The following is a 12222-nucleotide window of genomic DNA, read 5'->3' on the forward strand; positions in this document are numbered from 1 at the left end:
CTCAAGGGCGAGGGAAGCGAGGAGAAGCCGTGGGGCGTCGGCTGGTACCGCTCACGCTGGACAACCTTCCGGATCTTCCCAAGCGGTGCCGCTCCTGCGTCTTCTGGGAACTCGACCCGGTCAGCGGGGAAGCGGCGGTCAAGGCGGGGCGCTCCGAGCCGGAGAAGGAAGCCTGGATCTCCGCCGTCCTGCTGGAGTGGGGTTCCTGCGGCCGGGTCGTCTACGTCGACGAGGTACCGGTCGGCTATGTGCTCTACGCTCCCCCGGCCTATGTGCCCCGGTCCACGGCCTTCCCGACGAGCCCCGTGGCAGCGGACGCCGTTCAGCTGATGACGGCGTGGATCATGCCCGGCTACCAGGGCCAGGGGCTGGGCCGGGTGGTCGTGCAGACGGTCGCCAAGGACGTGATGCGGCGGGGCTTCAAGGCGATCGAGGCATTCGGTGACGCCCGCTGGAAGGAACCGACGTGTGTGCTGCCCGCCGACCATCTGCTCGCCGTGGGCTTCAAGACCGTCCGGCCCCACCATGCCTTCCCGCGCCTGCGCCTGGAGCTGAGGACGACGCTCTCCTGGAAGGAGGACGTCGAGATGGCTCTGGACCGCCTCCTCGGCGCCGTGCAGAAGGAACCCGTTCTGCGGCCTCTCTGACGAGGCACGGAGAAGCATTCCGGGAAACGGAGCAGCCGTCCGGGAAACGGAAAGGCCCGCCCCCTCAGGGACGGGCCTTCGCTGTACTGCGTGTCGCTGTTTCACGTGAAACAGCGAGAGATCATCACGCCTTGGTGGGCTCGACGAAGCCCTCGAGGTCGCGCAGGATCGCGGCCTTCGGCTTGGCGCCGACGATGGTCTTCACGACCTCGCCGCCCTGGTAGACGTTCAGCGTCGGGATGGACATGACGCCGTACTTGGCAGCCGTGGCCGGGTTCTCGTCGATGTTCAGCTTCACGACCTCGATCTCGCCGTGCTCGGCGGCGATGGCCTCCAGCGACGGGGCGATCTGGCGGCACGGTCCGCACCAGGCGGCCCAGAAGTCCACCAGGACGGGCTTGTCGCTCTTGAGGACGTCCTCTTCGAAGGAAGCGTCGGTCACAGTCTTGAGGGCCACAGCGGCCTCCTTGATCTCGCGGGGTGTGGGGTGGGGAGCGGGGTGGATCAGACCGCGGGGGTCTCGGCCAGCTTCTCGCTGTCGGCCAGAGCGGAGAGGAACCGCTCGGCGTCGAGAGCGGCGGAGCAGCCGGTGCCGGCAGCCGTGATGGCCTGACGGTAGGTGTGGTCGACGACGTCGCCGGCGCCGAAGACACCCGTGAGGTTGGTGCGGGTCGACGGAGCGGCGACCTTGAGGTAGCCCTCCTCGTCGAGCTCCAGCTGGCCCTTGAAGAGCTCGGTGCGCGGGTCGTGACCGACGGCGATGAAGAGGCCGGTGACGGGGAGCTGGCGGGTCTCACCGGTCTTGGTGTCGCGCAGGGTCAGACCGCTGAGCTTCTGCTCGCCGTGGATCTCGGTGACCTCGCTGTCCCAGGCGAAGGAGATCTTCGGGTCGGCGAAGGCACGCTCCTGCATGGCCTTCGAGGCACGCAGGGTGTCGCGGCGGTGGACGATCGTGACGGACTTGGCGAAGCGCGAGAGGAAGGTCGCCTCCTCGATCGCGGTGTCGCCACCGCCGACGACGGCGATGTCCTGGTCCTTGAAGAAGAACCCGTCGCAGGTCGCGCACCAGGAGACACCGCGGCCGGAGAGCGTGTCCTCGTTGGGGAGGCCGAGCTTGCGGTGCTGGGAGCCGGTGGTGACGATCACGGCCTTGGCGCGGTGCACGGTGCCGGCGGTGTCGGTGACGGTCTTGATCTCACCGGTCAGATCCACGGCGACGATGTCGTCGGGAACCAGCTCGGCACCGAAGCGCTCCGCCTGGGCGCGCATGTTGTCCATGAGGTCGGGCCCCATGATGCCGTCACGGAAGCCGGGGAAGTTCTCGACCTCGGTCGTGTTCATCAGGGCGCCACCGGCGGTGACGGCACCCTCGAAGACCAGAGGGTTCAGCGACGCTCGGGCCGTGTAGAGCGCTGCGGTGTACCCCGCGGGCCCGGAGCCGATGATGATCACGTTACGGACGTCGCTCACGGGTTTCTTCCTCGTCTCTGCAGACTGCCACTGCCTACGGGGGCGGTTGCCTCGGTCGCTCTCACCCCACCCAACGGATCCTAAGGGGCGAGCATTCCCGAGACCGCCGCGCGGCTCCGTAGGCGTGCGAGGAGACGAGGCGGGAAGACGTCAGGAGCGGGGGTAGGTCTCCTGGAGCAGGACCTCGGCGACGGCCTTGCCGCCGTCCGCGCTCCGGTCGGCGCAGGAGGCGTCGAGGACGAATGCCTGGACCCTCGTGCTGTCGGACGGGTCCGGCAGCACCACCAGATAGGCGGGCATGCCTTGGTAGTCGCCCCGTTCCTGTCCGAGCACGGCATCGGTACGACCGGTGCCGGCCAGGACACAGCCGGGGACGGCACCGTCCCTGTTGCGCTGGGGAGCCGTGGGGGTGGTCTCGGCGGACATCGATTCGGGGCTGACCCCCTGGGGGGTCCTGGCCGTCCCCGGGGCGGCGAGGAGGGCGTGGACCCGCTCTTCGACGGGAGCTCCGGAGAAGCCGCCGAGTGCTGTCGCGGCGGAGGCGTCGGCTTTCTTGGTGTCGGCTGCGCTGTCTCCGGCGGTCAGGTTTCCCGTCTGGCTCAGATAGAGGCTCGTGCCCAGGATCACAGCGCCGAAGGCGGCCCCGAGGGTGGAGAGCAGAGCGATCCTGCGGCGGCGCGGCCTGCCCGTCGGCCGTCCGGGGCCGGTCGCGGCGCGAGAACTGCCGGCAGGACGGTCCTGGGCCCTGGAGGGTGCGCGGGCCGGGGCCTCGGCGTCGGTGGAGCGGTGCGATGTTTCACGTGAAACAGCGGCTTCGCTCTCGGGCGAGGTGGAGTTGAGGAGGGCTTCCGCGGCGAGTGCGGCGTCGATGCGGCCGGCGATCTCCGCCGGCATGCGGGGTGGACCGGGAAGGGTCCCCAGCAGGCCCCGGATCTCCTCCAGGGAGGACAGGACGTCCGCGCAGAGAGGGCAGCCGTCCACGTGCCGACGCACGGCGGAGGACCGGGTGGGTGAGAGCAGCCCCTCGGTCAGATCGGAGATCTCCGATACGTCCGGGTGCTGTGTGGTGTCGGCCCTGCCGGCCGTGGAAGTCACGTGCGCCCACCTCCGCCCTTCACAGCAGCTGGATCAGTCGGTCCGGTGTCCGTCGGCCCCGGCACCGGTGGGACGGATGTCCCCGGCGTCCGGTTCCTTCCCCCTTCGGCGGCCTCGTTACCCACGGTGTCGGCGCGCAGATGAGTGACCATCGGCAGGAGGCGGGACCGCCCGCGTGCGCAGCGGCTCTTCACGGTGCCGGTCGGGACGCCGAGGATACGGGCGGCCTCCGCGACGGGGTAACCCTGCATGTCGACGAGGACGAGCGCGGCCCGTTGGTCGGCCGGGATGTTGGCGAGTGCGGCCAGCACCTGGCGGTGGAGGTCCTGGCGCTCGACGGGAGCCTCGGCCGATTCGTGGGTGCCGAGGAGCTGTTCGAAGCGGTCGGCGTCGTCGACGGGGGACGTACGGCGGGAAGCGGCCTTGCGAGCCCGGTCGAGACAGGCGTTCACGGTGATGCGGTGCAGCCATGTCGTGACGGCCGACTGGCCTCGGAAGGTATGGGCGGCCCGGAAGGCCGAGATCAGGGCGTCCTGGACGGCGTCAGCGGCTTCCTCGCGGTCCCCCAGGGTCCGCAGGGCCACCGCCCACAGTCGGTCGCGGTGACGGCGTACGAGCTCACCGAAGGCGTCGGGGTCCCCGGCGACGTGGCTCGCGAGGAGTTCCTCGTCCGTCGCCGTCCGGGGGTCGTCAGCCGCAGGCGCCACGGGTCCCCTCCTCGTTCGGCAGCCGTGCAGGCAATTCAATCCGGTCCGTGCCCGTAAGTAAATGAGCGCCGAGCTGGGCTCGGCGCTCATGGAAGGTGTCGCTCCGCGGTTACGGGGCGGTTCCCTCGAAGGAGACGTTCGTGATCGCCTGCTTGTAGCCGGCTCCGAAGTACTCGTCACCGCCCGAGTACGGCACGGAGGTCAGCCACAGGAGCACGTACCGGGTCTTCACCGGGGGCGTGGTCTCCGGCTTCGCCGACGAGCCGGAGGTCTCCGCCGTGGCGATCTTCTTCATGGACTCCACGCCCCCGGAGGGGGTCAGCGAGTCCGTCGCATAGAGGGTGACCGCGGTCTGCGGGCCTCCGTAGCGGAACGCTATGGAGGCGGACGAGACGTTCTGCTCGCTCCCCAGGTCGTAGACGATGCCGACGCCCTGCTTGTAGGGAGCGAGGACGGGGCCGGCCCTGAAGGTCTTGGTGCGCCAGTACGAGGAGCTGTCGCTGTCGTACGTGTCGCCCACCCCGGAAGCGTTCTGCGGATTGCCGTCCGGGGCGTACTCCTCCGCCGACCGGATGGTGAGCGGCTTCGGGGGCTCGGGCTTCTCGTCGTCGACCGTGGGGGTCGGGACCGGGTTCTTGTTGGAGTTGTCCTGGCCGAGGAGCCGGTCCGCGATCTGCCAGCTTCCGAGTCCCAGGGCGGCGATCAGGAGGGCCGACACGGCCCACTTCAGCGCCCGCCCGGTACGGCTCTGGAGCGGCGGCGGCGGGATGACCACCGGCTGGGTCGCGGCCGGACGCGGCTGGGGCCGTCCGTACGTGCCCTGCTGATAGGTCGTGCGCTGGTACTCCGGCGGGGCGGTGTACTCCGGCTCCGGCGGCTTGACGCGGGGCATCGCGGCGACGGCCTTGGCCAGCTCGTCCGGGGTCGTGCACGGCGGTTCCTGCCGCGAGGCGGTGGCCCCGTCGTTGGCGAGGGCGCGCATGGCGATCTCGGAGAGCCCGCGGTGCACGCCGGCACGGACCTGGTCGGGCGGGAGCAGGCCGACGTCCTTGGGAAGCCCGGAGAGTCCGTGGGCGTCGCTGTCGTACGGCCAGCGCTGGGTCAGCGCGGCGTACAGCAGGGCGCCGATGGCCTCGGTGTCGCTGCGCTGGGGACGCTCGGCGGTGATGCCGCGCAGGGCGGCGTTCACGGCCAGGCCGCGAATCCGGTACTGGCCGGTGGAGCTGCGCAGCACCGCGCTCGGGGTGAGACGGAGGTGGGCGAGGCCCTCGCGGTGGGCGGCCGCCATCGCCTGGGAGACCTGCGTGACGAGCTGGTAGGCGTCGTGCGGCTCCAGAGGGCCGGACGCGAGCAGCGCGGTCAGTTCGGTGGAGTCGGGCAGCCACTCGTGCACCACGTACACGAGGTCGTTCTCCTCGACGGCGTCGAGGACCTGGACGAACCGGGGGTCGCCGAGCAGGGCCGAGGAGCGGGCCGCGGCCAGGACCGAGCGGGCCCTGGGATGGTCGGCGGGCAGCAGGTGGACCCCGACGGCACGCCGGAGTTTCTCGTCGACGGCACGCCAACTGCTGAAGCCGTCCAAACGGGTGACGCACTCCTCCAGCCGGTAGCGTCTCGCCAGCTTGTGCCCGCTGTGCAGTTCGGGTGCCGTGAGGGAGGGCTGTTCGCCGCTCTTCCGTTCGACCGCCTTGTTCTCCGTGGCCTCGGCGGACTTCTCCGCCGTCTTCTGCTCTTCCGCCACCCCGTCGGTCGCGGCCGTGTCCGCCTTGGCGGTCAGCGGGTCGTCACCGCTGTTGTCGGCCACGTCGACGGCAGCCGTGCTACGTTCCGCCACCGTCGTTCCTGCCTCCCCATCCGTTGCGCCACATCCAACAGCCATGCCAATTGTGCCCACAGTCCGACGCTATGCACGACACGCGGTTCCCGCCGATGGTTGTGCGGGACCGCCGAATCAGCGACCGAGGCGTCCGCGGACCATACCCACCAGAGTGTTCAACTCCGTAATGCGCATGCGCTTCGCGGCGACGAAGAAGACTCCGAGAAGGACCGCACCGCCGACCAGAAGTGCGACGAGGGAGCCGAGCGCACCCTCGCCCAGCAGCTTCAACAGGCCGAAACCGACGGCGCCGGAGACGATCGCGGCGGGCACGGAGGCCATGCAGAGGCGTGCGTAGGTCCGCAGGACGTGGGTGCCGTCCAGGTCGCCTCCGAGGCGGTTGCGCAGGCGGCGCCAGGCGATGCCGACACCGACGGCGTAGGCGAGCCCGTAGGAGGCGGCCATGCCCACGACGGCCCACTGGGCGGGCAGGACGACGTAGCAGACGGCCGAGGCGGCCGCGTTGACGGCGGCGACGATGACCGTGTTGTAGAAGGGCGTCCGGGTGTCCTCGTAGGCGTAGAAGCCGCGGAGGACGACGTACTGGACGGAGTAGGGGATCAGACCGAGGCCGAAGGCCATCAGGATGAAGCCCATGCCCTGGGCCGCCTCGACGCCGCTGGAGGCGTAGAGCAGGGTGCACATCGGGACGCCGAGCGCCAGGAAGGCGAAGGAGACCGGGACGATCGCGACGGCCGAGTTGCGCAGGCCCTGGGAGATGTCGTCCCGGACGGCCCCGGGGTCGTTGTCGTGGGCGGCCCGGGAGATGCGCGGCAGCAGCGCCGCCATGACGGAGACGGTGATGATGGCCTGCGGCATGCCCCAGATGAGCTGGGCGTTGGAGTAGGCGAGGAAGCCCGCGCCGTTCTTCCCGGACGCCTCGCCGGCGGCGGTGGCGAGCTGGGTGACCACCAGGACGCCCGCCTGGTTGGCGAGGACGAAGAGGACGGTCCACTTGGCCAGCTTCACCGTCTTGCCGAGCCCGTGGCCCTTCCAGTCGAAGCGGGGCCGGAAGCGGAAGCCCGTCTCGCGGAGGTACGGGATCATCGCCAGCGCCTGGACCACGAGGCCGAGGAGGGTGCCGATGCCGAGCAGGCGGATGCCCTCGTCCGGGATGGTCTGCACGCCCATGTGGGACTCGGCGGAGGTGCCGTAGACCCAGATGAACAGGCCGAACGTGACGATCATGACGATGTTGTTGAGGACCGGGGTCCACATCATCGCGCCGAACTTGCCCCGGGCGTTGAGGATCTGACCCATCACCACGTGCACGCCCATGAAGAAGATGGTGGGCAGGCAGTAGCGGGCGAAGGTCACGGCGACGCTGTTGGCCGCCGCGTCGTCGGCGATGGTGTTCGACATCAGGCGGATGAGCAGCGGTGCCGCGAAGACGGCGACGGCCACGATCAGGCCGAGCGCCACCATCACGAGAGTGAGCAGGCGGTTGGCGTAGGCGTCGCCGCCGTCCTCGTCGTTCTTCATCGAGCGGACGAGCTGGGGGACGAAGACCGAGTTGAGGCCACCGCCGACGGTGAGGATGTAGATCATCGTCGGCAGGGTGTAGGCGATGGTGAAGGTGTCACCGAGCAGGGCCGCACCGAGCGCACCGGTGATCACCAGGCTGCGGACGAATCCGGTGAGCCGGGAGACCAGGGTGCCGGCCGCCATGACGGCGCTCGACTTCAGCAGCCCCGAGGCGCGGCCCGACTTCTTCGGGGCCGGCGCGGGCAGGGGGTCGGGTTCCGGAGCGGGCGGCGGTACCTGGCCCGGCGTCTGCTGGTCCCGGTAGAGGTGGGCGAAGGCGTCCGGCTCGGGCTCCTCCTCGCCGGCCCGGGTCACCAGGTCGTCGACACCGGTGAACTGGACCGTACGGGCGTCGTCGCCGTACGGCAGGTGCCGGGACGGGCCCTCGGGCTCGGGAGCGGGCGTCTGGGCCCACACCCGGGGGTCCGGGGCGTGCTGGGGCGCCACGGGCTGCTGGTAGAGCGCCTGGGGCTCCTGGTAGGTGCCGGGCGGGGGCGGCGGGTGCGCGGCGCGGTCGTAGAGCGCCTCGCCCACCGGGTCCTGCGCGGAGAGGTCCTGGGCCCGGTAGGGGTCGTGCGCGAAGGCGTCCTGGACGTAGGGGTCCTGGGCGTACGGGTTCTGCCCGTAGGGGTCCTGCCCCTGCGGGTTCTGACCGTAGGCGGCGTGGCCCTGCGGGTTCTGCGCGTAGGGGTCGTGGCCCTGGGGGCCCGGGGCGCCCTGTGGCGCGGGCGGCGGCACCGGAGGGTGGCCGGAGCCGGCGGGTGCCGTGGGCGTCCCACCGTCCGGCGCGGTGTTACCCGCGCCCTGGCCGCGGTCACCGTCGTACGGCGCGTTCATGGTTACCCCACCTCATCGTCCCCGGCCGACCGGCCACGACATCGCTCAACGGTCCACTTTCTCACCCGGGCCCGACGGGTCGCCGCTTTCGGAGGCGGTGTCCGGTGTCGGGTCACTCGGCTGCTCGGGTTCACCCTCGGAGGGTTCGTCCCCTGTCGGCCCGTCCGCCGCCTCGTCCGTCGCCGTGTCCGTCGTCTCGTCCGCTTCCGCGGCTTCGGCCTCGGCGTTCCGCGCTGCCACCCGCTTGCGCTGGCTGTACATCCGGACGCCGGCGAGGACCAGGAGCAGGACGCCTCCCGCGATCACGAGCATGACCGTCGGGGTGATCTCGGAGACCTTCACCGTGAAGGTCATCGGCTGCCCGTAGGGGGTGCCGTCCTCGGTGTAGAGCTGGGCGATCATCGGCACCTGGCCGTTGACGTTGGCGGAGGCGGTGAACTTCACCGACTGGCTGTGCCCGCCGTTGATCTTCACGGGGAGCTCGGCGAATCCTTCGCCGTTGACCGTCAGCCGGTTCTTGTTGGTGGACGTGAGGCGCAGCACCAGGTTGTTCACGCCCTGGAGCAGCTTGTTCTGGACGGTCACGGGGATCGTCGCGCTGCGGCCGGAGAGCGTGAGGTCGGACTTGTCGACCAGCTGGACGCCCTTGGTGAGTGTCTGCAGGTAGTCCAGGACGTCGGTCCGGTAGATCGCGGCCGCGCGTGCCTCGCCGCGCCAGGAGACCGACATCTCGCGGTCGATCGCGTTGCCGAACGGCGTCACGACGCGCTCCGGCAGCTCCAGGATGACCTTGAAGTCGTCCAGCTCGTCGCGGGTGGTCTTCATGTCGCGGAACGCCTGGACGGGCAGCTCCCGGGCGCGGAGCTTCTTCGGGTACCGGGAGGCGCTGGGCACCCGCGTGGACGCCTCGGGGTCGGGCTTGGCCGCCGCGGCGGCGACGAGGTCGACGGGGTCGCTCCAGCGCTTGCCGGAGAGGCCGTGGAGCGCCGTGGCCATGGCCTGTGCCTGGGAGACGCTCGGCATGCGCTGGGGGGCGACCACCACGCTGCGCTGGTCCTGCGGCTGCTCCAGGGTGATCGCGAGCGACTGGGCGAGGAACTCCTGCACGGCGAGCGTCGAGCCCTCCGAGCGGACCATGTCCCCGTCGAAGGCGGTGGAGAGGACCGCGTCGCTCACCACGGCGGTGGTGCTGCCGTCGCCCAGGGGTCGGGCCGCCGTGGGCGTGTACGCGAGGTCGTCGCGGACGCTGTCGCTGCGGGCGATCACCTTGTCGGCGCCGGCCGACGTGGCGACCGCCACGATGGAGGGGTCGACGGCTCCGTCGACCGGCCAGGCGAAGTCCGTGGACGCCTCCACGTGGAGCACGGTCTCGACGGTCATCCCCGCCAGGTCGGTCGCCGACTGGAGGTGTCCCAGCGAGCCGGGGACGTCCTTGCCGTGGTGGGCGAGGGAGGCGAGGTCGGGGTCGGCGAAGGGCAGGGCGACGACCTTGTGCCCCTGGATCGCCCGCTCCAGGGAGTTCAGCCACTGCTCGGCGACGGCCTTGTTCTTCCCGGGAACGTGCAGGGCGCCGCCGTCCTTGACGCGGTAGCCGTTCGCCATGGCGTCGACGGTCGCCAGCAGGTCAGGATCGATCACCCAGGTGACCGGCAGGTCCTTGCCGAGCGAGACGAGCTGGTCCAGGCGCCCGCCCGGACGGAGCTCCTCGGCCAGCTCGTCGTCCTCGAACACCGGGGTCTGCTGGTCGTCCGTGGCGGTCTCGGCCGAGACGTGGGCGGAGGAGATCAGCGGCCACAGGTAGGTGAGCTGGGTCTTCTTCTTGGCGGCCTCGGGCTGGTACGGCAGGAAGGTCCGCTCGATGCCCAGGACCCGGTCGTACCCCTGGTCGGGGGTCTGGCCGGTGAGGGAGACGCCCAGCTGATAGACGCCGGCCTCGTCGAACCCCAGGTCGGCGACCGGGACGGAGAACGAGAAGTCCGCGCTGAGCCCGGCGGCCAGCCGGGGGATCTTGACGGTTGGGGCGTCCTCGAGCGGCGCGGGGTCGCTGTCGGACCGGTACCCGGTGCGCCCCGACACCTGCTCGATCTCGCTGCGGCTCGTCATCCTGGGCCCGACCCGCAGATTCACGGTCGCGTCGGTGACGGCCTTCTTGCTCTTGTTGGTCACCGTGCCGGTGACCGTGACGGTGTCACCTTCGACGGGCGCGCTCGGTGCCAGAGTGTCGAGCGACACATCGACGGTCTTGGAGACCGTGGAGTCCTCGGCCGCGACGGCCGGCGACGCGGCCCCCGGAGCCTGGAGCAGGCCGGCGAGGAGCGGCGCCCCGAAGGCCACGGTGATCGTGCGCCGCAGCCATCGGCGGGCAGGTGAGGCACCGGTTCCCTGGATGTCTGCCGCCTCGGCCACGCGTTCGCCCGTCCTCGTCGTTGTCTGAGATGCCAGTGGTGTGGATGGTTCCCGGTTGCTGTGTCCAGGCATGGTAACGAGGCACGCTGGGAGCAAGTGCCGGGGACTGCTCCAGGCGATCTTCACCCATGGGAAAACGGGGACGTCGCGGCGATCCGGGGCACGTACCCTTTTCTGTTGTGCCGAACGCCAACGAAGACACCCCGACTGCACTGAGCCAGGTGCAACGCCGCGCGGTCAGTGAACTGCTGCGTGTGTCCCCTGTCGCCGACGACCTCGCCCGCCGCTTCCAGGATGCCGGGTTCAGCCTCGCGCTGGTCGGTGGCTCGGTCCGGGACGCATTGCTCGGCCGGCTCGGCAACGACCTCGACTTCACCACCGACGCCCGCCCCGAGGACGTCCTGAAGATCGTCCGTCCGTGGGCCGACGCCGTGTGGGAGGTCGGAATCGCCTTCGGGACGGTCGGCTGCCAGAAGGACGCCCGCGTCGGGGACGTCGACCAGCGCTTCGAGATCGAGGTCACCACCTACCGCTCGGAGGCGTACGACCGGACCTCGCGCAAGCCCGAGGTCTCCTACGGCGACTCCATCGAGGCGGACCTCGTCCGGCGCGACTTCACCGTCAACGCCATGGCCGTGGCACTCCCCGAGAAGACCTTCATCGACCCGCACGGCGGCCTGGAGGACCTCGCCGCCCGGATGCTGCGCACCCCGGGCACGCCCGAGGAGTCGTTCTCCGACGACCCCCTGCGGATGATGCGGGCCGCGCGTTTCGCCGCCCAGCTGGACTTCGAGGTCGCTCCCGAGGTCGTCACGGCGATGACGGAGATGTCCGGCCGGATCGAGATCGTCTCCGCCGAGCGGGTCCGTGACGAGCTCAACAAGCTGCTGCTCTCCTCGCACCCGCGCAAGGGCCTCGGCCTCCTCGTGGACACCGGGCTCGCCGACCACGTGCTGCCCGAGCTGCCGTCGCTGCGGCTGGAGAGTGACGAGCACCACCGGCACAAGGACGTCTACGAGCACTCGCTGACCGTGCTCGACCAGGCGATCGACCTGGAGGAGGACGGCCCGGACCTGGTGCTGCGTCTCGCCGCCCTGCTGCACGACATCGGGAAGCCGCGCACCCGTCGCTTCGAGAGCGACGGCCGTGTCTCCTTCCACCACCACGAGGTGGTGGGCGCGAAGATGACCAAGAAGCGCATGACGGCGCTGAAGTACTCCAACGAGATGATCAAGGACGTCTCGCGGCTGGTGGAGCTGCACCTGCGCTTCCACGGCTACGGGACGGGCGAGTGGACGGACTCGGCCGTGCGCCGCTACGTCCGGGACGCCGGTCCGATGCTCTCGCGTCTGCACAAGCTGACCCGCTCGGACTGCACGACGCGGAACAAGCGCAAGGCGAGCGCGCTCTCCCGTGCCTACGACGGCCTGGAGGACCGCATCGCCCAGCTCCAGGAGCAGGAGGAGCTGGACTCGATCCGCCCCGACCTCGACGGCAACCAGATCCAGGAGATCCTCGGGATCGGCCCCGGACCGGCCATCGGCCAGGCGTACAAGTTCCTGCTGGAGCTTCGCCTGGAGAACGGGCCCATGGAGCACGACCAGGCCGTCGCCGCACTCAAGGAGTGGTGGGCCGCGCAGGGCTGAGCAGGACCGAGGCG

General features: G+C 70.4%; 9 protein-coding genes. 2 read left to right on the forward strand and 7 right to left on the reverse strand.

Annotated elements, in window-relative coordinates:
* The first annotated feature begins 29 nt into the window (after positions 1 to 29).
* Positions 30 to 647, forward strand: coding sequence for a GNAT family N-acetyltransferase (locus AB0424_RS07950; protein WP_366303026.1), 618 nt, complete (start codon positions 30 to 32; stop codon positions 645 to 647).
* A 124-nt stretch (positions 648 to 771) separates the two neighbouring features.
* Here AB0424_RS07950 and trxA read toward each other — a convergent pair whose 3' ends face one another.
* The 7 genes from trxA to AB0424_RS07985 form a co-directional block, all read right to left on the reverse strand.
* Positions 772 to 1104, reverse strand: coding sequence for a thioredoxin (gene trxA / locus AB0424_RS07955; protein ID WP_366303027.1), 333 nt, complete (start codon positions 1102 to 1104; stop codon positions 772 to 774).
* A 47-nt stretch (positions 1105 to 1151) separates the two neighbouring features.
* On the reverse strand, positions 1152 to 2117 hold the full coding sequence (gene trxB / locus AB0424_RS07960; RefSeq protein WP_366303029.1) for a thioredoxin-disulfide reductase: 966 nt from the start codon (positions 2115 to 2117) through the stop codon (positions 1152 to 1154).
* A gap of 150 nt (positions 2118 to 2267) precedes the next feature.
* Positions 2268 to 3212 carry a hypothetical protein gene (locus AB0424_RS07965; protein ID WP_366303030.1) on the reverse strand — a complete coding sequence of 315 codons (945 nt, stop codon included), beginning with the start codon at positions 3210 to 3212 and terminating at the stop codon, positions 2268 to 2270.
* Positions 3209 to 3919, reverse strand: coding sequence for an RNA polymerase sigma factor SigM (gene sigM / locus AB0424_RS07970; RefSeq protein ID WP_366303032.1), 711 nt, complete (start codon positions 3917 to 3919; stop codon positions 3209 to 3211). Before sigM ends, AB0424_RS07965 begins: the two co-directional genes overlap by 4 nt.
* Before the next feature lie 109 nt (positions 3920 to 4028).
* Positions 4029 to 5753, reverse strand: coding sequence for a serine/threonine protein kinase (locus AB0424_RS07975; protein WP_366303033.1), 1725 nt, complete (start codon positions 5751 to 5753; stop codon positions 4029 to 4031).
* 117 nt (positions 5754 to 5870) lie between these two features.
* Complete coding sequence (gene murJ, locus AB0424_RS07980; protein WP_366303034.1) at positions 5871 to 8156, reverse strand: murein biosynthesis integral membrane protein MurJ; 2286 nt, start codon at positions 8154 to 8156, stop codon at positions 5871 to 5873.
* Positions 8157 to 8201: 45 nt separating this feature from the next.
* Positions 8202 to 10562: a DUF6049 family protein gene (locus AB0424_RS07985; protein WP_366303036.1), complete on the reverse strand. Its 2361-nt coding sequence runs from the start codon at positions 10560 to 10562 to the stop codon at positions 8202 to 8204.
* 179 nt (positions 10563 to 10741) lie between these two features.
* Here AB0424_RS07985 and AB0424_RS07990 point away from each other — a divergent pair, with 179 nt between their 5' ends.
* Entirely contained in the window at positions 10742 to 12208 is a 1467-nt protein-coding gene (locus tag AB0424_RS07990) for a CCA tRNA nucleotidyltransferase (protein WP_366303038.1), read from the forward strand.
* The last annotated feature ends 14 nt before the right edge of the window (positions 12209 to 12222 follow it).

Origin of the sequence: Streptomyces sp. NPDC051180 (assembly GCF_040689545.1) — a bacterium.
GTDB lineage: Bacteria > Actinomycetota > Actinomycetes > Streptomycetales > Streptomycetaceae > Streptomyces.